The following is a 22,192-nucleotide window of genomic DNA, read 5'->3' as shown; positions in this document are numbered from 1 at the left end:
TTGGCAATAAAGGATAAGGATGGAAATACGGTGGGATGCATTTTTTATCTGATGCATCCCCCTATGTAAATCCATATATTTCTTGTAGCGGCTTTAAACTTTGTCTTCTATCTCCTCATCATTTTCAGTACCTATTTATATTATATATGGTACTTATTCTGGTAGTGGCGCTTGGATTTAACAGGGGCCCCATGGAAGGAACCGCTGCCCATACCGCTGCCACGAAGGCTCTCATGGAAGCCTGAACCACCGCTATATTCGCCCCAGCGGGCTCTGATTCTATCTACATAATTAACCGTCTCCGTGCCTCGCATATAACCATATTTCACCACCGGGTCTGTGTAATAAGCCGGTTGGGAAAGGCGCAGAATATAATCGCGGATTACGCCCCAATTGTGCGGATTCTGACCATGTTTGCGAGCCAGCGACATCGCATCTCTGATGTGGAAATAGCCACCATTATAAGAAGCCAAGGCGAAAAGCATGCGCTGCGACGGGTCGCCTACGTCAGAGAAATGCCCCTGCAGTTCCGCCATATATCTGGCTGCCGCAGCCACATTCGCCTCAGGTTCATGAATCATGCTCATCGGCAAACCCAGATGGGCAGCCGTGCCTGGCATAATCTGCATCAGTCCGCAAGCTCCAGCCCATGACTTCGCATTCGGGTCGAAACAGCTCTCCTGATAACATTGGGCAGCCATCAGACGCCAGTCCATGCGAGCCGTTCCGCTATAGCGCTGGAAGAGGTGGTCGTAGCGGGAAATAACACCCTTAGAACGGTTCAGGAATGGTGAATAAACGTGGCGGCGCACGCTGGCAGAAGAAAGCAGCCACGATTCTTCCTGCTTGACCTGAGCAATCAGCTTAGGCTTAAACCAGCCGTTCAGGGTGTCGGCAAGACTCTTGTTACCGTTCAGCACAGCCCATTGGGTTCGGGTGCTATCGGGCGTAACACCACAGAACAGCAGGTTGCCTCTGGTCTGTTTTCGGGGTAGGGGCACGGCAATCACATCACCTTCTCCCTTCTCCAACTTGCGCACCATTTCAGCCGTATCCTTACATTCTTCTACGCGTAACGACACGCCGATCTGCTGGGCAAACTTCTCGCAGAGCAGATATTGCAGTCCCATTCCGTGGCTGTGGTAATCATAATAGGTAGTAGGGCCGTTAACGGTAAGCATGATGAGCTCACCATTGGCCTGAATATCTTCGAGCGAAAGCCCCTTGCTGGTTGAAGCAGGTTTCTTTTCATCGCCATCAGCCCCATCAGAGTTGTCAGCATACTCCATTTCGCCTACGGGAGTTCCCCATGGCGTAAGCTCCTGCTGCGGTTTCTTGTCGGTACAGGCAGCGAGCAAAAATAGTGCATATAATGCGTATAAATATCCTTTATTCTTCATTTCAGCTGCAAAAGTACAAAATATTTTGCACATAAGTGAGAAATTATTTGTTTATTCTAATAAAAATATGTACTTTTGCAATGTTTTTCAAACAAAATATAGAAATATGTTACGAATAGCAGTACAAAGTAAGGGTCGTCTTTTCGACGACACCATGAATCTTTTAGCAGAGGCTGACATCAAAGTAAGCGCCTCTAAACGCACCCTCCTGGTGCAGTCAAGCAACTTTCCTCTCGAAGTTCTCTACCTTCGTGATGATGATATTCCTCAGAGCGTAGCCTCTGGTGTGGCAGATATCGGAATCGTGGGCGAGAACGAGTTTGTTGAGCGTGGAGAGAATGCGCAGATTATTGACCGTCTGGGTTTCAGCAAGTGCCGCCTGAGCCTCGCCATTCCTAAGAAGATTGATTATCCGGGATTGGAATGGTTCAACGGCAAGAAGATTGCTACTTCTTACCCTAACATCCTGCGCAAGTTTATGAAGAAGAATAATATCAATGCCGACATCCATGTCATTACGGGTTCTGTAGAAATCAGTCCGGGCATCGGTTTGGCTGACGGTATTTTCGATATTGTAAGTTCAGGTTCTACTCTGGTCAGCAACAATCTTGCTGAGGTTGAGGTGGTGATGAAGAGCGAGGCTCTGCTCATCGGCAACTGGAACATGGACGAGGAGAAGCATGAGATTCTGAACGAGATGCTGTTCCGCTTCGAGGCTGTACGTTCTGCACAGGACAAGAAGTACGTGATGATGAATGCTCCTAAGGCAAAGGTTCAGGAGATTACAGAAGTATTGCCAGGCATCAAGAGTCCTACGATTATCCCATTGGCTGATGAGGAATGGTGCTCTATCCACACCGTGCTGGATGAGAAGCGTTTCTGGGAAATCATAGGCAAGTTGAAGGAACTCGGTGCACAGGGCATCCTGGTAACACCAATCGAGAAAATGATATTGTAATAATGTGTAGTGTTTAATGTGCAATGTTTATTTAGAGACATTATGCGTTAAAAACTAAACATTAAACATTAATAATTAAATATTAATAAAAGGAATGAAGGTAATAAAGTATCCTGCAAAGGAGGAATGGAGCGAGATTGTAAAACGCCCACACCTGGATGTTTCGCAGCTGAATGCGACCGTACAAGGTGTACTCGACGATGTGAAAAACCATGGCGACGAAGCCGTGAAGCGTTACGAGGAGAAGTTTGATCATGCCCATCTCGATTCTTTGGCTGTGACTGAAGCTGAAATCGAAGAGGCTGAGAAAATGGTTTCTCAAGAACTGAAAGACGCTTTGCACCTCGCCCATCATAACATTGCCGCATTCCATCATAGCCAGAAGTTTGATGGTGTAAAGGTTGAAACTTGCCCTGGTGTAACCTGCTGGCAGAAGAGTGTGGCTATAGAGAAGGTGGGATTGTATATCCCGGGAGGTACTGCTCCTCTCTTTAGCACCGTTCTGATGCTGGCTACTCCTGCCAAGATTGCGGGATGTAAAGAAATAGTACTGTGTACTCCTCCTAATAAAGAAGGCAAGGTGAACCCGGCTATCCTCATGGCGGCAAAGATTGCGGGCGTAAGCAAGATCTTTAAGGCGGGTGGCGTTCAGGCTATCGGAGCCATGGCTTACGGTACAGAGAGCGTGCCTAAGGTTTATAAGATTTTCGGTCCGGGCAACCAGTTTGTCATGGCTGCCAAGCAGCAGGTTTCCCTGCACGATGTGGCTATAGACATGCCTGCCGGTCCGTCTGAAGTTTGTCTTATTGCCGACGAAACAGCCAACCCTGTGTTTGCTGCTGCCGACCTGTTGTCGCAGGCTGAACATGGTTTCGATTCTCAGGTTTTCTTCATTACTACATCTGAAAAAGTGTTGGATGATGTAAAGAATGAAGTTGAAGTGCAACTTGAACGTTTGCCACGTAAAGAGATGGCGCAGACCTCGTTAGACAACTCTAAGTTTATCCTCGTGAAGACTGAAGAAGAGGCAATCGACCTCTGTAATACTTATGCGCCGGAGCATCTGATTATCGCCACAGCCGATTACGAGCAGCTGGCAGAAAAAGTTGTGAATGCAGGTAGTGTATTCCTCGGAAACTATGCGTGCGAAAGTGCAGGCGACTATGCAAGCGGTACGAACCATACCTTGCCAACCCATGGTTATGCTTTGGCTTACAACGGAGTGAACCTGGACAGTTATAATCGCAAAATCACCTTCCAGCATCTTACAGAAGAAGGTATTCGTAACATTGGAAATGCTGTAGTGACCATGGCGGAAAATGAGCAATTGGAAGCTCATGCCAATGCGATGAGACTGAGAGTGAACAGTTTGAAACAATAGGATGAAACGGGAAGTTGTAAAGATACTTCTTAATAGTTTTTGAAAGAAAAATGAAAGAATTGAAAGATTTGTGCCGAGAGAACATCTGGAATCTGGCACCTTACAGTTGCGCCCGTACGGAGTTTGCAGGCAGAAATGCCCGCGTCTTCCTCGACGCCAACGAAAATCCATATAATGACCCTTACAATCGCTATCCTGATCCGCTGCAGGTTGAACTGAAGAAGCAGATCAGCAAGATTAAGGGTGTGGCTGAAGAGAAAATCTTCCTGGGCAACGGTTCCGACGAGGCCATTGATTTGGTTTACCGTGTATTCTGCCGCCCGGGCAAGGATAATGTAGTAGCGATTGCACCTACTTACGGAATGTATGAAGTTTGTGCAGACATCAACGATGTAGAGTATCGTTCTGTATTGCTTGATGAAAATTATCAGATTTCTGCCGGAAAACTGCTGGCAGCCTGCGATGAACAGACAAAGGTTATCTGGTTCTGCAGTCCGAACAATCCTACGGGTAATCACATTAACCGCGAGGCTATCGTAGAGGTGTTGCAGAAATTCCAGGGTATTGTCATCATCGACGAAGCCTACAGCGATTTCTCTTCGGAGCGCACATTCCGCAGCGTACTCGACAGATTTCCCAACATGATTGTGCTCAACACCATGAGTAAGGCATGGGGCTGTGCAGCCCTCCGTTTGGGAATGGCTTTTGCGAGCAAGGAGATTGTTGACATATTCAATAAGGTGAAATATCCTTATAACGTCAATCTGCTTACTCAGGAGCATGCGCTGGAAGTGATGAAGAATCCGCTGAAGGTTGACGAATGGGTGAAGAACATCCTGCAGGAGCGTTCTAAGGTAATGGCTGCATTCCTGGATCTGCCTATCTGCGAGAAGGTTTATCCTACTGATGCAAACTTCTTCCTGGCTAAAATGACCGACGCCAACGCCATCTATAATTATCTGGTGGCACAAGGCATTATCGTAAGAAACCGCAACAAGGTTCAGTTGTGCGGCAACTGTCTGAGAATTACGATAGGAAACAAGAGCGAGAATGCTGAATTACTCGGTGCTTTGAGACAATACTAAATTATTTTGGGAAAGTTAAGTATATAATAAGTATATAATATGAAAGAGGGTGAGTCATAAATATATGGTTCACCCTCTTTTTAGCATTTATCTTCTTCTGCCTCTACCTTCATTTCTTCCTTGATTTCCACGACCTTGATTTCCACGACCGCCGCGTTCGTTCTTATCCCCGCTGTTGTAGCGGTTCTTGCGATTGTGGTTGTCGTTGTCGAAATTAGGGTTGAAACTCTTTTTCTTCTTGTCCTTGAAGAAGCCGGCATCCTGGTCTTTCTGATTTCTCAGCTCGGCTCTGGCCGCTGCTACGGCATCACGGATGTTGGCATTCGAAGGCTTACCTGATTTTAGAGATTTTCCGTTATTCAGGTATTTCTCCTCATCATAGCAACCCACATTACCATATCCCTTTGGGGCAAAGCGGTCAGAAGCATTTCTGCCACGGCTTTTTCCTGCATTCGGTTCAGAAGCATTTCTGCCTGCTCCACGCTTGCCTTTAGCACCTTTTCCTACACCTGGATTATCGTATGTAGAACCTATCGCCTTATCGTCATAATACGTCTTCTTACCCTTGAAACTGCCACCCATGCTCTTCCTGTCGTATAGTTTGTCGATGAGGTCGGCTCTGCCTATCCGGCGAAGTTCACTCTCGATGGCGCGGCGCTCTTCAGGCTTGTACCAGAAGAAGAACATGCGCTGGGCAAGCTTCTCTTTCTGAGTCTTGGCGCTGAAGACCGGCTCCAGGGTGTAAGGATCGTACCCCGTGTACCAGGTCTCGGTAGAAATGGTCATAGGAGTAGGGGTGAAATCCTGCACCTGTTCCAGATGAAAGTCCAGTCCCTTCGTGATGACGGCAAGTTCGGCCATGTCTTCTTCATGACAGCCCGGATGCGAACTGATGAAGTAAGGAATGATCTGCTGGTTCAGACCTTCTTCCTTGTTGATCTTGTCGAAGATGCGCTTGAACTCGTAGAAGAGGTCGAACGATGGCTTGCGCATGAATTTCAAGACCTCCGGACTCGTATGTTCAGGAGCTACCTTCAGTCTGCCGCTCACGTGCTTGGTAATCAGTTCCCGCGTGTATTCTCTAGCCGCCTGATTCACCTTTTCGTCCTTGCTCTTATGCAGCAGAAGGTCGTAACGAACACCACTACCAATGAAACTCTTCTTGATTCCCGGCAAAGCATCTACAGCATGATAAATCTCCAGAAGCTTGCTGTGGTCGGTATTGAGGTTCGGACAAATCTGAGGGTTTACACACGACGGGCGCTTGCATACTTCGCAGGCTTTCTGATTCTTGCCGTGCATTCCGTACATGTTGGCAGAAGGACCGCCCAAATCGCTCAGATAGCCCTTGAAATCAGGCATCTGGATGATTTTCTTCACCTCCTTCAGAATGCTCTCCTTGCTGCGGCAAACCACGAATTTACCCTGATGGGCAGAAATGGTGCAGAAAGAACAGCCGCCGAAACAGCCACGATGAAGGTTCACGGAGAACTTGATCATCTCGTAGGCAGGAATGGTCTTGCCCTTGTATTTAGGATGAGGCAAACGCGTATAAGGCAGGTCGAAAGCCGCATCCAGTTCTGCGGTAGTCATCAGCGGGAAAGGCGGATTCACCACTACATATTTGCCGTCAACTTCCTGAATCATGCGCTGAGCATGCATCTTGTTGGCTTCTTCCTCCAGATGGCGCACGTTCTCAGCCTGTCCCTTCTTGTTGTGGAGACATTCTTCGTGGCTGTGGAGGATGATGTCATCGTCCTTGAAACCGCCCGGAATCTCACTTTCCTTGCAGTAGAAAACCACCTGCGGCATTTCGTGGATTTGGCTAAGCGTCTTGCCTTCTGCAAAGGCATTGGCTAGTTCAACGATAGAACGTTCGCCCATTCCGTAGAGAATGAGGTCGGCGCCCGAATCGCAGAGAATGCACTTGCGGAGCTCGTCTTTCCAATAGTCGTAGTGGCTGATGCGGCGCAACGAAGCCTCAATACCACCTAGTGCTACAGGTACGTCGGGAAAGAGTTTCTTCAGTATCTGCGTATAGATGATAGATGGATAGTCGGGGCGCATGTCGTGGCGGGAGTCGGGACTGAAAGCATCCTCGCTACGCATGCGGCGGTTGGCCGTGTAGCGGTTCACCATCGAGTCCATGGCACCCGGAGAAACACCAAAGAAGAGGCGAGGGCGACCGAGTTTCTTGAAGTCTCGGAAATCGCCGTGCCAGTCGGGCTGGGGAACGATGGCTACCCGATAGCCGTTGGCTTCCAGTATTCGTCCGAGGATGGCAGGGCCGAAGGATGGGTGGTCAACGTAAGCATCTCCTGAAAAGAGGATGACGTCGAGTTCGTCCCATCCGCGCAACTCGCATTCTTTCTTGGTGGTAGGTAAGAAATCTGTTAACTTATAATCCATTCAATATTTTTTAATCATTTACTGCGTCTGGTTCTGCATCTGCTGCAGCCTCAGCCTGCTTCTTGTCTTTCCAGTCTACATAGAGCAGAACGAGGTTGTGAAGACCGAGCGCCTTCATGTTCTGATTGTAGATGACGTCGAGACAGAGATCTAGCAACTCCTTATCCTTGATGTCGCTGCTCTCGAGGAGTGAACGCACATTAAGTTTCAGTTTATCGAGCACTTCCTCGTCGATAATGCCGTTGCTGTCTACGAGGTTGCGGAGTAACTGATACTTTTCGATGGTCTCTAAATGCTGGTCGCTCACTTCGATAGAGCGAGTGCCAGACTGGTTGGCTTGAATCTTATACATAAGCTTAAAATTTTTTATCTGTTTTACTTTGAATTTAATCTGTCAGAAATTTGAGAATGCCGAGCAACACGCTGGTGCGGGTTCTTTCGTCGATGATGCATTCCAGCGGGAATCCCATGACGAAGCTGCGGTAAGTAGAGCTCTTGTAGGCAACCGCCGCACTCGTTCCCGTATCGTATTGCATCGCCGTGAAGGCGTAATTGCCAACCGGTTTCAATATCTCGGGATGGGTTGCCGCATAATGCTGGGCATTCAGCTCGTTATAATAGCTGAACTGCAGACCTAAACCCTTGACGTTAGGCGAAGTGTAGACAATACTGTCTCGTTCTGTTACGGTTGAATCTTCGGGATTGATGTCCCTGGTGATGGCCGTAGAACCTGTAGGCTCATAGCTGAGTTTCAGAATATCGCTCAGGAACGCCTGTTCCTCTTCAGTCTGCATGTCGCTTCCGGTGTAAGAACCGCTTATCAGGATTCTGCCGCCTTGGCTGGCGTATTGCCTGATGCTGTTCTGCAGGGCAGGCGTGAACGACTTGAAGAAGGTGTGAGTATAGCCGTCATGGCGCTCCAGTCCGTTGATGAGGTCAACTGCCTGATAGTTCTTCATCTGAACCCTGCCGCTGGCGATGACTTCGCTCGAACAGCTGGAAATATTATATTTGCCCGAAGCCGCAATACTTGTAGCATGCGCCTGAACGTAGTTGAAGTCATTGCCTGCCACAAACTTACCAATCATTTCGTTGCCGCTGAAACCGAGTCCGAAACTGGTTTCGTTGCCCATTCTGCTTCTGTCGAACACCTGTTGCTTGCCACTCCATCCCGCCGTCAGTCCGTAGCTTACGCCCGGATCCTGATTGAGGTCAAATCCCTGCTTTTCCTCATCATCCACGACCTGCGGAGAGGCAAGGCGATGGAAATTGTTTACGATAAGCACAGACTTGCTGGCAGCAGGATTATAGAGTACAGAGAGGGTTTCGGTGGTGAAACTTTCTCCTCCTGCATTAACCGCAGCCACCTTAAAATGGTAAAGCTTGCCCGGTTCCAGCTGCATCTGGCAGCGGGTGGTGTTCACGATGGTTCCGTTGTCAAAGCCGCCTTGTCCCTCAGCCTTATAAATAATGTAAGAAGTAGGGCGGGCAGATGGTTCCGTCTTGTCCAGCTGGGCAGTCCATGAGAGTAGGGCAACGCCTTGGTTCTGCGTAACGCTGAAGTTCTGCGGAGCCAGCGGCTGGACCACGTATCGGGTTCCATGATTGCTGTTTACGAAGCGCAGGATAGTTTTGTAGATGGAGCGTGCGATATAGAATTTTCCGAGCGGATCCTGAGCAATTCTCATGTCAGGGAAATTCTGATGCGAAAGCATTTCGAGAATAGCCGACGGAACTTCCGGCAGACGGGTTTCAGAATAGTTTCTGTCCCATAGGTAGCGTTTGCCGAATTCTCCGAACTGAGCCGTCAGATCCGTAACGAGATTATCGCGCAAAGCCCTGGCGAAATCCTTGGATGTGAATCTGGAGATTCCGCTGTTCAGTATTCCGTCGTTATAATCTGTGGTGCAGATAGCAAGGGCTCCAACGGTAGATTTTCCGTCCTTATTGTAACCCGCATCACTATGAAGTGCCAGCGAGAGTTCTATAGGCACATGCTTGCCATTTTTGGCAGGCATGTAAACCGAACCGCCGCCCAGCCAATTGGTCATCAGCGAACGGGTGTTGATGTCGTCGGCGTAATCATTTTCTCCCTTTCGGCCTCCATAAACCTTATAGGGAGCACCAGCCCATTGGGCGTAGTATCTGGCTCCTTCCAGGCAACGGGGCAATCCGCTGGTGTAACCGCCACGCTCTATGTTTCCCATGCCGCCGCCAAAGCGGACAGCATCTGTTGTTACTACTCCACGGCGTGAAGCCTTGTTGGTGCAGACCACCCGGTTGAACTCGTTGCAGCCCTTGTCGAAATCGAAGGTGCCCAGGTAAACCCAGGTGCCTCCGCCCATGCGCTGGTTAACGGAAAACTCCGTGGCTTCGCCCTTGTGATAAACGATGTATTTTGCATCGCTCACGCTCTTGGGGAGCGACTGGTAGCTTACGTAGACTGCGTATTTTCCGGCTTCCTTGAAACGGGGCTGGTAGCTTACCTGGCTAGTTTTCTTGCGCTTGGTAGCCTTCGCCTGTCTCACGGTTCCCATGCGGAACGGATTTTCCCCATCTTTCAGTCGGTAGCGGTTGGCAAAACCGAGCGAATCGCATTTTTTCCATCGCTTGCTCGCCTCCTTTTCGAAATAATAAACCGACTTGACAGCATCATCATTATCGATGACGATTTCGTTCCTCTGCCAGTCTCTTTCACGGGGTGTGAAGACGATGGCTCCCGCATTCTGGAGCATCGGGATGAGGTAGGGCACGACGATGGTTTGGGTAAAGAGATCTTCGTTTGTGCAAAACAGGTTAGGGCGTTGCCATTTCCATACATCTCTGTCGGCATAATAATACCGTCCGTGCGAGGCCCATAGCGAAAGGTGCCTGTTCTGTAGTCCTGCCGTAACGAAATAAGGGCGGGAAACATTAAACACCCATGGGTCGCCATCATAATCTATGCCTTGCCATGCGCCGCTGTTAGCCTCGTCGTAGATAGGAAAAAACGATTTGCCGTTAGCCTGAAGCGAAGCTCCAGCGGCTAACAGCAAACTGCTTATCAAACAATATGTTATGTTTTGGTGTTTCACTTTACGAATACTCCTTCTTTAATAGCTGACTAAACCGTTATCTTCTAACGTTTAATCAATATTTCCGATTGTGAACTTCTCCGGTTTCTTTCCTTTGAAATCCTTGAAGTACAACTTGATTTCACGCATGTCTTTGTCAACATCTCCTGACGGGATAATCTGCCTGGTGCATTGGATGACCTTCTTCTCATAGTCAAGCCCATAGAGATGGATAGGCAGATGCGCCTTGAGGGCTATGAAATAGAATCCCTTTTTCCATTCCGGGTTGAGCGAGCGGGTACCTTCGGGCGTAATGCACAGTCCGAAAGCCTTGCGCTTATCCGCTTCTGCAGCCAGATTATCCGTCATGCTAGTATGTTTGCTTCTCCACACAGGAATACCTCCCATCTTTCTGAAGATAGGACCTAGCGGCCAGAAGAACCATTCCTTTTTCATGAGGAAATTACATTTGATTCCCTCAGCATGGGCAAAGAGCTGGCCCAGTATCAGATCCCAGTTGCTGGTGTGCGGAGCCATGCAGATAATATACTTTTCAGGAAGCTCCTGGGTGATGATTTTCTTATAGCCCAAGCGCTTATACAATATCCATTGACAAATTCCTTTTACCATATATTTAAATAGGTGTATTTCCTGATTCTGATGATGAAAGGATTATGCCAGGTTTGAAATCTGGTCGATGATTTCGCTCACCTGCTTGTTGAAGTCGACTGTGAGTTTCTTATAATATTCACCCTTCGTGATTCCCGGTTCCGGGTGAGACACGCGGCTGATGTAATCGCCGTTGATCATGACGATAGCTGAAAGAATGCCATCCACATCTTCCTGTGTAGGCTTACCATTATACAAAGATGCAGCTACTGTTTCGGCGAAAAGTTCGCTTGTAATGTAGTTGATCGTGCGCTTTAAATCTCTTTTATTAGCCATAATTCTTTTCTCCTAATTAATGATTAATTAAAAATATCGCTCAAAGATAATCATTTTCTTTGAAATAACATCATTTTTTGGGAAAAAATGTATCTATTAACGCATTTTTAGCATTTTTCTTTCCGTATCTCGCAGAAAAGAGTTATTTTTGCAGATGTTTTTGAAGTTTCAACTAATTAAAATAAAAACGAATTATGGAAAAAAGTGCATTGCAGATTGCAAGAGCTGCTTATCAGCCAAAATTGCCTAAGGCTCTCCAGGGCCCGGTAAAGGCAGTTGAAGGTGCAGCAACACAGTCAGTAGGTAATCAGGATGAAATCAAGGCGTTGTTCCCTAACACTTATGGAATGCCTGTTATTACATTCGAGGCAGGTGAGGCTAAGGAACTTCCTGCTTTCAACGTAGGTGTTATCCTCTCAGGTGGTCAGGCTCCTGGCGGTCACAACGTGATTTCTGGTCTCTTCGACGGTGTGAAGTCTCTCAACCCAGCTAACAAGCTCTATGGTTTCATCCTCGGTCCTGGTGGCCTCGTTGACCATAAGTACATGGAGATTACTTCTGAAATCATGGACGAATACCGCAATACTGGTGGTTTCGACATCATCGGTTCCGGTCGTACAAAGCTTGAGAAGGAAGACCAGTTTGAGAAGGGTATTGAGATTCTTCGTGAACTCGGCATCAAGGCACTTGTCATCATCGGTGGTGACGACTCAAATACCAACGCTTGCGTTCTCGCAGAATACTATGCTGCCAAGAAGTATGGCGTACAGGTAATCGGTTGCCCTAAGACTATCGACGGCGACTTGAAGAACGAGCAGATTGAAACTTCTTTCGGTTTCGATACAGCCTGCAAGACATATTCTGAGCTCATCGGTAATATCGAGCGCGACTGTAACTCAGCACGTAAGTACTGGCACTTCATCAAGCTGATGGGTCGTTCAGCATCTCACATCGCTCTTGAGTGCGCTCTCCAGACTCAGCCAAATATCTGCTTGATTTCTGAGGAGGTAGAGGCTAAGGAAATGTCACTCGATGATGTGGTTACTTATATTGCAACTGCAGTAGCTAACCGTGCTGCTGAGGGCAACAACTTCGGTACTGTTCTCATCCCAGAGGGCCTGATCGAGTTTATCCCAGCTATCAAGAAGCTCATCGCAGAATTGAACGAGGTTCTTACAGACCCTGCAACAGGCGAGAGCCGTGAGTTTGCAAGTGCTGAGGAGCAGATTGCATTCGTTAAGGGTGCCATCGCTAAGGACAACCTCGCAGTATTGGAGTCTTTGCCAGCTGACGTAGCTCGCCAGCTTTGCCTCGACCGCGACCCTCACGGAAACGTACAGGTTTCTCTCATCGAGACAGAGAAGTTGCTTTCTCGCATGGTAGCAGAGAAGTTGGCTGCATGGAAGAAGGAAGGCAAGTTTGTTGGTAAGTTCTCTGCACAGCACCACTTCTTCGGTTACGAGGGACGTTGCGCAGCTCCTTCTAACTACGATGCTGACTACTGCTACTCACTCGGTTTCAACGCTTCACGCCTCATCGCTAACGGCAAGACCGGTTACATGTCAATCATCAAGAACACAACAGCTCCTGCAGCAGAGTGGATTGCAGGTGGTGTGCCAATCACTATGATGATGAACATCGAGCGTCGTAATGGTGCTAACAAGCCAGTTATCCGCAAGGCTCTCGTTGAGCTGGATGGCGCTCCATTCAAGTTCTTCGCTTCTAAGCGCGATGAGTGGGCTAAGGAAACAGCTTACGTTTATCCAGGTCCTATCCAGTACTGGGGTCCTTCTGAGGTTTGCGACCAGACCACAAAGACTCTCCAGTTGGAGCAGGCTAAGTAAAAAATAGAATAAATATTTTTTTATATGTCAACAAGACGAACGGCTTCTTCACAGAAAAAGAGTGCCATGGCGAGACAGAAAACTCCTCGGCGTGGCGGCTCCCGTGGTAGAAGGCGTTCGTCTTCTTTTTTGCAACGCTATCCCCGTTGGGCGTGGTGGATAGGCGGAACGGCGGTTATCGTGCTCTATGTCTTTCTGTTCTATCATTTCTTTGTAGGTCCAACTGGTTTCCGATGGCGTGCGCTTTATGGCGATGCTGAATATCCTGAAGGTTACGAGATTCACGGAATCGATATTTCCCATTATCAGGGCAAGATAGACTGGGAACAGCTCAAGAATGCGATGATCAAGGGTTGTCCTGTGCGCTTCGTCATCATCAAGAGTACGGAAGGTTCTTCACGGCTCGATGAAAATTTCCGTGAGAACTTTAATCAGGCTCGCGATTTCGGTTTCATCCGGGGTGTTTATCATTTCTGGAGCAATAAGTCGACAGCCCGAGAACAGGCTTATTATTTCCTAGACCAGGTTCATCTTACGGATGGAGATTTGCCTCCGGTACTGGATATTGAACATAAGCCGGCAGATAAGAGTGTGGAGGATTTCCAGCGTGATGTGCTTACCTGGCTGCATATAGTAGAGGATAAGTATCATGTTAAACCTATCATCTACACCTATTATAAATTCAAGGAGCAATATCTGAGTGCGCCTGTCTTCGAAGATTATCCTTACTGGATAGCCCACTATTATGTTGACAAGGTTCAGTATAAGGGCAAATGGAAGTTCTGGCAGCATACGGATGTGGGCAAGTTGCCGGGCATTAAAGGCTACGTAGATTTCAATATTTACAACGGCAGCTATTATGAGCTCAAGCAGCTCTGCATAGGAAGCAATAACAATGAGAAGAAATTCATGGAATAAAGGTTGGACTTTTGGCAATATGCGAAAATCCAACCTTTATTCGTATGTTTTAATCTGATATTTCTGATTTCAGATTTTTCGTTCTGAATGTTTAGAATCAGAAAAGAATCTTTATGAACCTAAAACAAGGCAGGCCCAATTGTTGTCAATCTGTCTGCTTATTTCATGCATTCCCAGTTCTTCTGCTTTCTCCAGGAGTACAGGAATATCTTCTTCGTAGAAACCGCTCAGAACCAGGGTTCCGCCGATGTTCATCACGCTACGGAAAGCACGCATGTCGTCGAGCAGAATGTTGCGGTTGATGTTGGCTAGAACCAGGTCGAAAACGCCGCTGATGTGGTTGATTACCTGACTGTTGCCAAAGAGAACTTCCATGTTAGTTACGCCGTTGAGCATGGCATTATGCTTGGCATTTTCCACGCTCCACTCGTCAATATCGTAGCCTACCACGTCTTTCGCTCCGAGTTTTGAGCAGGTGAGGGCAAGTATTCCCGTACCCGTTCCGCAATCCAGGATGCGCTTGGTTCTGATAGGCATGTGGAGCAGCTGCGAAATAATCATGCGTGTGGTTTCGTGGTTTCCTGTTCCGAACGCCAGTTTCGCCTCAATACCAATTTCTATCATGTCGGGTCTGTTGCTCGTATCGGGATAGAGTTCGGGATGTTTCGCATCGTAAATCACCACCTGGTTGTCCACATAAATTGGTTCGAATCCCTGTTCTTCCCATTCCTGGTTCCAATCCTTGTCTTCTGCATCTTTCACCTCGTAGGTAATTTTCGTATCCCCGATAGGGAAATCAGCAATATGGGCATCCAGTATCTCCTTGTCGAAGAGTTCTTTCTGCACATACGCTTCCAGTCCGGTTTCTGTTTCTTCAAAAGATTCAAATCCGGCTTCGGCTGCACCATCGGCAAGCAAATCCTGAGAGGCCTGCATCAAGTCGGCAGTCGTTTCAATAGTGAATGTTGCTACTAAATATTTCATATTTAATTTGTATTAATTTCTTGTCTAAAAACGCTTTCGAATGTTCAAAAAAGCTAGATTTGTTTTAAATCTTCTGCAAAATTATAAAAAAATAGGGGAAAACCTACAATTATTTAGGGAAATTCTGTATTTTTGCATAAAGATAAGCAATATTTTTGCATCCAGATTATTATATAATTAGAAAAGGGCTCTTTCTGGAGCCTTCTTCCTGATGATTGATGATGATTCGGGATGAGAAAAATAGAAGAAAGAAAAGAGAAAAAATAAATAGGAGAACAGAATATGAAAAGAAAGTATCTTCTTGCAGTCCTTATCGCAGCTGCGATGCCACTCACTTCGATGGCACAGGACGATGACCTCTACTTCAATCCGAAGAAGGAGGCCAAGGAAAAGGCTGAAAGACGGGCTCTGCTCCAGCGCCAGTATGCTGAACAGCGGGCACGTAGAGATAGTATTTATCGGCTGTTTTGGAGCGGAAGCGACCGTTCAGTTGATGAATACAATCGAGGCGGCAGGATCTTCAGCCATTATGAGAATGTAGGAAAAGATTCCCTGGGCAACGACATTATCCAGTTCCATGTGGGCAAGGGTGTGGCGCCAGACAGCATTTATGATGATGCTTACTTCGCCCAGAAGTATGTTGACAGGGATGAGGATTTCGTACGCACACGCGAGATGAGCCGATGGGACGGATTCTATGATCCATGGTTCTACGATTATTATGGTTACGGTCCTTACTACTGGCGCAGCCGCATGTGGGGCTGGCACAATCCATGGCGCTACGGCTATTATGCCGGCTGGTATAATCCTTGGTTCGACCCTTGGTACGATCCATGGTATTATGGTTACTGCGGCTGGTATGGTGGCTGGTACGACCCTTGGTATTATGGCTGGGGCGGCTACTACAATCCTTGGTATTGGGGCGGTCCGGTAATCGGGCATGTTAGCTATGGTGGACGCAATTCGGGCGGTTATGCAGGAAGCAGAACTTATCGTTATAATGGCGATAAGGGCTATGCTGGCAACAGTACTTACCGAAGCAACAGAAACCGCAATTTCGGCGGTCGCATCAACGATAATGGCCGTTACAATAGCGTTCGCAACAATAATAATACCAACAACTTCGACCGCAGCAACTTTGGCGGATTCGGAAACCGTAGTGGAGCCAGTTTCGGAGGCGGATCGCATTCCGGTGGTGGAAGCTTTGGCGGAGGCGGCGGTAGCTTCGGAGGCGGCAGTCGCTCAGGTGGCGGCGGCTTTGGCGGAAGAAGATAGTCGTTTTTAAAGTTTATAGTTAATAGTTAATAGCTTGGGCTTTGTTCTGAGGATGATGACCATTTTCGAAAATGAAAACTTTCATCTTAGAGAGAAAACTTTCATCTGGGAATGAAGACCTTAAGAATTAAGTGAAGAATTAAGAGATTATGAAGAATTTAAAATATTTATTCCTGGCTTCATTGGGACTCATGTCAGCCCCAATGTTGGCTCAGGAAACTTATCAGGATACTAAGTTTGCAGAAAATTCCCTCACGGGTACTGCACGCTATGTAGGTATGGGTGGAGCTATGGAAGCCCTGGGCGCAGATATTTCTACCATTTCCAGCAACCCTGCCGGTATGGGTCTGTTTAGAAAGAGCATGGCAAGTTTCTCTGCTGGCGTTGTGGCTCAGCCTGGAGCTGATACGGAACTCAATTTCGATAAAACTCCATTTGGCTTCGACGGAAAGAAATCGGTTCCTAGTTTCGATCAGATTGGTTTCGTTTGGGCTGCTACAAATGGCGATTCGAATGTAAAGCTCAACTTCGGTTTCAACTATCACAAGAGCACGAATTTCTCTCAGATTCTTTCTGCTGCCAATTATCTCAACGGAGCATCTCAAACCAAATGGGCTTCTGCCAAGACGGCTTACGCTAAAGAATTGGATGAGAAACATGGTAAAGATGCAGGCGATCAGGTTTGGAATGCGGTAGACGCCAACTATAATGCGTTGATGGGTAAAGACGAGGAAGGAAACCAGATGACCTACGATGGTCGTTCGTTCCTCTTTGGCCAGTATCAGAAGGGCTACATAGGCGAATATGATTTCAACATTAGCGTAGGTTTCAACGACCGCGTATGGTTGGGCTTCACCTTGGGCATTCATGATGTTCATTACCGCAGCAATTCTGTTTATACCGAAAATTATGTGGCCGATAAGGAGGCTTACGGAACAGCTTGGGAAAGCCAGCACATTACGGGTACCGGTTATGATGCAAAACTGGGTATTATCTTCCGTCCGGTAGAAGATTCTCCTTTCCGTATTGGTGCTTATGTCAATTCGCCAGTATTTTATGATTTGTCGATGGATGGAACTGCTGACCTGGAACTCGTTGACAAGAACATAACGGACGAAAACGGCAATTATGCTGAGGCTGGCAAAACGAACAGTTCTAGCCTCGATTATCGTCTGAATACGGCTTGGAAGACGGGTATCAGCTTGGGTCACACCATTGGCGGCAATCTTGCCCTGGGTGCTACTTACGAGTATGCGTGGTACAATCACATGGATAATCGTATGAAGGATGGCGGTTATTATGATGGTTATTGGGACGAATATTATGAGACCAGTTCAAGCGATGACCTCATGAATGACCACACAAAGCAGTCGTTGCAGGGCGTGAGCACGCTGAAGTTGGGTCTGGAATATAAGCCTGTTAGTATGTTGGCGCTCCGTCTGGGTTATAATTACGTTTCTCCGATGTTTAAGGAGAGCGCAGACCGCGACCAGACAATTCCTTCTCAGGGAACAATCTACGCCACCTCTACAGATTATACCAACTGGAAGGCGACTAACCGATTTACAGCCGGCGTAGGTTTCAACTACGAGAAGCTGTCTATTGATGTGGCTTACCAGTATAGTTGTCAGAATGGTGACTTCTATCCATTTGCAGCCTGGGAGGAACTTGGCGCTAATGCAGCTCCTGCAACCAAGGTTGACAACAAGCGTCACCAATTGCTGATGACCGTTGGCTATAGGTTCTAAAATGTGAAGGTAGGGGGGATTATTGATTAAATAATGTGAAATCCCTATGAAAAAGCCTGTTCTTAGAAAAAAAGTTGGGAAAAAGTTTGGCGGTTTCATATAAAAACCCTACCTTTGCAATCAAGAAATCGGGATGATTTCGTGTCATAGATTAGGTTTTTAGATTATAGGTGTGTTCTTCACCTTATTTTCTAGGATTAAAAAATATTAGTTTTTTTAGTGGTTAATTTAGTTTTAGTAAGTATGTTTAGGGTCTGTTGTGAAACAGGCCCTATTTTTTTGTGCCTTTACAAAAATATCCCCCAACAGGATGGCTTGGAAACCATATCTGTCGGGGGAAGTAACAATCCTAAATAAATCTACCTTGAATAAACTAACCTATTGAAATTTATCCTTCATAAATCTACTTAAATGAACCAATACCGGCCTTATCAACAATTAAATCTTATATTATTTGTTTCTGTAATTATCCAGACCTTTGTTCAGGAAGTCGAGATAAGCACTAACATCTTCTTTGAAACTGAAGGCTGCTGCAAGAGGATTGCCATCGTTGTCAATAGCCACATAGAATGGCTGGGCATTAGCTCCAAACTTGCTTGCCTGCAGATAACTCCACTTGTCGCCAACGGTTCGCAGGGTGCGCTTCTCGCCATTAAACGTTACCTCCATAGGCTCAGGAAGAGGGGTCTTGTCGTCAACATAAAGTGAGATGAGAACATAATCCTTTGTCAGCTTATCGGCAACCGATGGATCTGTCCAGACAGAAGCCTCCATTTTGCGGCAGTTTACACAACCATAACCCGTGAAATCAAGCAATACCGGTTTGCCGGAAGCCTTGGCAGCAGCCATTCCCAACTCATAATCCTTGTAAGCAGGCTCTACGGTCTTGGTGTTGAGATTGAAGTCCTGTGTATTAATAGGTGGAGCAAATGCGCTCACAGCCTTGCAAGGAGCACCCCAGAGACCTGGAATCATGTAAACCGAGAATGCCAAAGAACAGAGACCCAACATGATGCAGGCTACAGGCATAGGCTTGTTGATGTCGCCCCCGATTGCATCAACCTGGAACTTCAGCTTGCCGATGAGATAGAGTCCCAACAGACCGAAGATGACAATCCAAAGAGAGAGGAATACCTCGCGGTCCATGATGTGCCAGCCGTAAGCCAGATCGGCTACAGAGAGGAACTTCAGAGAGAAGGCAAGCTCGATAAAGCCGAGCACAATCTTGATGATCTCCATCCACGAACCCGACTTAGGAGCCGACTTCAACCATGATGGGAAGAGGGCGAAGAGGGTGAATGGGAGCGCCAGAGCAAGTGCAAAACCGAACATTCCCACGGTAGGAGCGAGCCAATCGCCGGATGTAACGGTCTGAACCAGCAGCAAACCGATGATAGGAGCAGTACATGAGAAGCTGACCAATACCAGGGTAAAAGCCATCAGGAAGATAGAAATCATACCCGTGGTGCTGGAAGCCTTGTTGTCTACCGCATTTCCCCAACTGTCAGGCAATTTGATTTCGAACCAACCAAAGAACGAGAAGGCGAAAACGGCAAGCAGGAGGAAGAGGATGATGTTAAAAACGGCACTTGTGCTGAGCGCATTCAGGGTGCTAGGACCTGCGATGGCTGTTACGGCAAGACCCAAAACCAGATAGATGACTACGATGCTCAAACCATAAGTAATCGCATCGCGGATACCTTTCTTCTTATCGTTCTTAGCACGCTTCAGGAAGAAACTTACGGTCATCGGGATGATAGGCCAGATGCAAGGCATGACGAGCGCAAGCAGGCCGCCCACGAAACCGATGAAGAAGATATAGAAGAGCGAATGGTTGGCGATGTCGTTAGCTCCGCCGAATGCCTGAAGTTCTTTAAAAACCGGTTTCCATAAGTCTTTGACGTTCAGATTCTCCATAGCAGATGCCAAAGCTGCGGAATCTACGGGCTGAGTAGAACTGTCGGTCTGAGCCAGGGCTGCGGATTTGGCAAGCGAATCGGCCTTCATCTTGGCTGCAAGAGCAGGATCAATCGCCTTCGCATCCTTTGCATTCAGAGCATCTTTTGCCCCAGCTGCAGGAGCATCAACGGCTGGTGATTTGCCACTCTGCTTAAAACCAGCCTCGCTTGGTGGCATACAGTTCTGGTCGTTGCAGGCGCCATACTCCAGATAGGCATCAATATGATAATTTGGTTGGGTAAACTTCACCTTTTGTACAAAGGTAACGCTACCTTCAAAATAACGGAGTTTCATCTCGAAGAGAGGGTCGAATTTTGCAATTTCTCTGCCGCGTGGCTGAAGTTTTCCTACGAGTTCAACACCTTCAAGCTTGTTTACGTTGAACGAAGCGGAAATCGGACCATCGCCACCCAAACCGGTAGAATAGACGTGCCATCCCGGTTGGATCTTTCCGCTAAACACGATTTCGGCCACAGCACTTCCGTCTGTTTTCAGCGAGCTGGTGAACTTCACAGGGTTCATCATCTGCGCCTGAGCCAGCATTACTACAAGGAGTAATTGAAAGATTAAAAATACTTTTTTCATTTCTATTTTTTAATTTTATGTTGCAAAGTTACTAAAAACTACTCATATTACGTATTCAAAGGGCTTTAAGGGTACTCGGTTTTAATTTTTTTAAGAAAAAATGTTAATTTTCTTTGTTTTATTTGGCTATTTCGCACTTTTAGTAACCTGTTGGCGGAATTAGTTTAGCGCATATTTAACCCTGCCAATCGGTCTATTGTTTACATAATTTATATATTGCAAGACTGTGAATGCGCTAATTTTCCCGATGATTCGGGTAAACAGTCCTGGTGTTTGCTTTGCGTAATTTCTGAAGAGCATGAAGTGATCACAAAGTTGAGAGAAATTGGTCTCGATTCTCTTTCTCGCCTTTGCATAAGGCTTGAATGTTGGTCTCCAATTCTTCATATTCAGACGATATGGAACTTCCAACTTAATGCCTACAGAAGAAAACAGGTCTTGCTGTAGTTCTGCACTGAGGTAAGCACGATCACCTAGGATGCAACAGTCATGAAATTGAAACTTAACATCTTTAAGAAAATGAATGTCATGAACATTAGCTGGACTCAAATCATACGAGTGGATAACTCCACTTAACCCACAGACTGCGTGGAGTTTAAATCCATAATAGTATATCTTCTGAGTGGCACAATAGCCAAATGCTGGAGAGTTTGTCACGTCTGTTCCTTTCATCTTGCAACGCAATCCTCTGGACAAACGGCATACCTCTATCGGTTTGGAATCAATGCAGAAATATTCTTCTGCGCCATCCATCTTTGATGCAATGCGCTTACGAATCGTCTCGCATAATTCCGCTGTGAATTTTCGGCGGTCATTAAATTGACGTCGAGAAATCAGGTTTGGCATTTCAGTCTTATACTCCTTCAGTCTGTCGAACAAGTTGTTTTCACTGTCGATACTTAGATGCTCAGCAGTTAAGCTCAAAGCAACAACTTCGAGGTCTGAAAAACGTGGGACGACTCCTGGGCGAGGAATATTTCCTAGCTCATTAACTAAATTTATGGAGAAATTCTTGCATATCTCAAGAATTTTTACGAAATTTGCATACAAGTTGTGCATAGCGTGAAAGATTATAACTTTATGTTTTGACACCACAAAGTTACTAAAAATCAGCGAGATGCACAACTTTTTCTCCATAAAAGATACTAATTTTTAGGCGAATTTTAATTCCGCCAATGAGTTTTTAGTATAATTTTGCGGTCAGAATAAAGCAATCCTAAAATTTGGAAACAGAATAAAATGGCAAAGAAGAAACTATACTTGTTCAGCCTCTTTGTGGCCACGTTGAGTGTGCTGCTCTCTACGGTGGTGATGCATCATCACCACATGGGGCGTATTTGTATGGTTGTAGAACGTTGCCAGCAGGATGGTAATTTCAACGATGAGCATACTGAGCATCATGAGAAAGAAGCCGATAGTTGCCGGGGGCATCAGCTGCACCATTTCGTAACCAACGGCAAGATTATGAAGGGCATTCAGAAACAGCTTTTCGATGGAAACCATCTGCTTTCCATGCTTTCTTCTGAGTATTTGTTTATCCCAACCTCGTCGCTCATTAGCGTGCGTTGGCAGCAGTTTGCAGCCAGTCTTCCTTGCGTAGATGAAGCGCCTTTCTGTAGGCGAGGACCTCCTTCTTTTAGTTGATTTT

The 22,192-nt window shown here is 46.7% G+C and carries 17 protein-coding genes; 8 read left to right on the top strand and 9 right to left on the bottom strand.

Annotation, left to right across the window (positions count from 1 at the left end; all coding sequences use genetic code 11):
* Positions 1-140 precede the first annotated feature (140 nt).
* A complete protein-coding gene (locus ONT08_RS10140) occupies positions 141-1,400 on the bottom strand; it encodes a transglycosylase SLT domain-containing protein (RefSeq protein ID WP_264959850.1) in 1,260 nt (419 codons plus the stop codon).
* A 106-nt stretch (positions 1,401-1,506) separates the two neighbouring features.
* Between ONT08_RS10140 and hisG the strand changes: the two genes are divergently transcribed.
* The 3 genes from hisG to hisC all read left to right on the top strand — a co-directional run bounded on the left by hisG (position 1,507) and on the right by hisC (position 4,824).
* Positions 1,507-2,358: an ATP phosphoribosyltransferase gene (hisG, locus tag ONT08_RS10135; RefSeq protein ID WP_118190609.1), complete on the top strand. Its 852-nt coding sequence runs from the start codon at positions 1,507-1,509 to the stop codon at positions 2,356-2,358.
* A gap of 94 nt (positions 2,359-2,452) precedes the next feature.
* Positions 2,453-3,739, top strand: coding sequence for a histidinol dehydrogenase (gene hisD, locus ONT08_RS10130; protein ID WP_117586169.1), 1,287 nt, complete (start codon positions 2,453-2,455; stop codon positions 3,737-3,739).
* Between the two features lie 50 nt (positions 3,740-3,789).
* Complete coding sequence (hisC, locus tag ONT08_RS10125) at positions 3,790-4,824, top strand: histidinol-phosphate transaminase (RefSeq protein ID WP_118152483.1); 1,035 nt, start codon at positions 3,790-3,792, stop codon at positions 4,822-4,824.
* Positions 4,825-4,911: 87 nt separating this feature from the next.
* Here the strand turns inward: hisC and ONT08_RS10120 are convergent, their stop codons facing one another.
* The 5 genes from ONT08_RS10120 to ONT08_RS10100 all read right to left on the bottom strand — a co-directional run bounded on the left by ONT08_RS10120 (position 4,912) and on the right by ONT08_RS10100 (position 11,231).
* Positions 4,912-7,233, bottom strand: coding sequence for a YgiQ family radical SAM protein (locus tag ONT08_RS10120; protein ID WP_264959849.1), 2,322 nt, complete (start codon positions 7,231-7,233; stop codon positions 4,912-4,914).
* A 10-nt stretch (positions 7,234-7,243) separates the two neighbouring features.
* A complete protein-coding gene (locus tag ONT08_RS10115) occupies positions 7,244-7,585 on the bottom strand; it encodes a hypothetical protein (protein ID WP_117586171.1) in 342 nt (113 codons plus the stop codon).
* Between the two features lie 34 nt (positions 7,586-7,619).
* Positions 7,620-10,268: a fibronectin type III domain-containing protein gene (locus ONT08_RS10110; protein ID WP_264959848.1), complete on the bottom strand. Its 2,649-nt coding sequence runs from the start codon at positions 10,266-10,268 to the stop codon at positions 7,620-7,622.
* Between the two features lie 90 nt (positions 10,269-10,358).
* A complete protein-coding gene (locus tag ONT08_RS10105) occupies positions 10,359-10,916 on the bottom strand; it encodes a 1-acyl-sn-glycerol-3-phosphate acyltransferase (RefSeq protein ID WP_022121200.1) in 558 nt (185 codons plus the stop codon).
* A gap of 42 nt (positions 10,917-10,958) precedes the next feature.
* A complete protein-coding gene (locus ONT08_RS10100) occupies positions 10,959-11,231 on the bottom strand; it encodes a hypothetical protein (RefSeq protein WP_117586172.1) in 273 nt (90 codons plus the stop codon).
* 194 nt (positions 11,232-11,425) lie between these two features.
* Here ONT08_RS10100 and ONT08_RS10095 point away from each other — a divergent pair, with 194 nt between their 5' ends.
* Both ONT08_RS10095 and ONT08_RS10090 read left to right on the top strand, forming a co-directional pair.
* The gene (locus ONT08_RS10095; protein ID WP_117586173.1) at positions 11,426-13,075 is read left to right on the top strand and encodes a diphosphate--fructose-6-phosphate 1-phosphotransferase; all 1,650 of its coding nucleotides are present in this window, start codon (positions 11,426-11,428) and stop codon (positions 13,073-13,075) included.
* Positions 13,076-13,141: 66 nt separating this feature from the next.
* Positions 13,142-13,993 carry a glycoside hydrolase family 25 protein gene (locus ONT08_RS10090; RefSeq protein ID WP_264959945.1) on the top strand — a complete coding sequence of 284 codons (852 nt, stop codon included), beginning with the start codon at positions 13,142-13,144 and terminating at the stop codon, positions 13,991-13,993.
* Between the two features lie 111 nt (positions 13,994-14,104).
* Here the strand turns inward: ONT08_RS10090 and prmA are convergent, their stop codons facing one another.
* A complete protein-coding gene (gene prmA / locus ONT08_RS10085; protein ID WP_264959847.1) occupies positions 14,105-14,977 on the bottom strand; it encodes a 50S ribosomal protein L11 methyltransferase in 873 nt (290 codons plus the stop codon).
* Between the two features lie 282 nt (positions 14,978-15,259).
* Here prmA and ONT08_RS10080 point away from each other — a divergent pair, with 282 nt between their 5' ends.
* Positions 15,260-16,252 (top strand): hypothetical protein, encoded by a 993-nt coding sequence (locus ONT08_RS10080; RefSeq protein WP_117586175.1) that lies wholly within the window; start codon positions 15,260-15,262, stop codon positions 16,250-16,252.
* Between the two features lie 149 nt (positions 16,253-16,401).
* Positions 16,402-18,000, top strand: a complete 1,599-nt coding sequence (locus ONT08_RS10075) for an OmpP1/FadL family transporter (RefSeq protein WP_264959846.1) — start codon at positions 16,402-16,404, stop codon at positions 17,998-18,000.
* A gap of 450 nt (positions 18,001-18,450) precedes the next feature.
* Here the strand turns inward: ONT08_RS10075 and ONT08_RS10070 are convergent, their stop codons facing one another.
* Together ONT08_RS10070 and ONT08_RS10065 are read right to left on the bottom strand one after the other, a co-directional pair.
* Positions 18,451-20,544 (bottom strand): protein-disulfide reductase DsbD family protein, encoded by a 2,094-nt coding sequence (locus ONT08_RS10070; protein WP_264959845.1) that lies wholly within the window; start codon positions 20,542-20,544, stop codon positions 18,451-18,453.
* Between the two features lie 159 nt (positions 20,545-20,703).
* A complete protein-coding gene (locus tag ONT08_RS10065; RefSeq protein WP_118201933.1) occupies positions 20,704-21,681 on the bottom strand; it encodes an IS982 family transposase in 978 nt (325 codons plus the stop codon).
* Positions 21,682-21,783: 102 nt separating this feature from the next.
* Between ONT08_RS10065 and ONT08_RS10060 the strand changes: the two genes are divergently transcribed.
* Positions 21,784-22,188, top strand: a complete 405-nt coding sequence (locus ONT08_RS10060) for a hypothetical protein (RefSeq protein WP_264959844.1) — start codon at positions 21,784-21,786, stop codon at positions 22,186-22,188.
* Positions 22,189-22,192: the final 4 nt, after the last annotated feature.

The organism is Segatella copri, from assembly GCF_026015465.1.
GTDB classification, from domain to species: domain Bacteria; phylum Bacteroidota; class Bacteroidia; order Bacteroidales; family Bacteroidaceae; genus Prevotella; species Prevotella copri_E.
The sequence above is the reverse complement of the archived record's forward strand: the minus strand, read 5'-3'. Positions and strand labels throughout refer to the sequence as shown.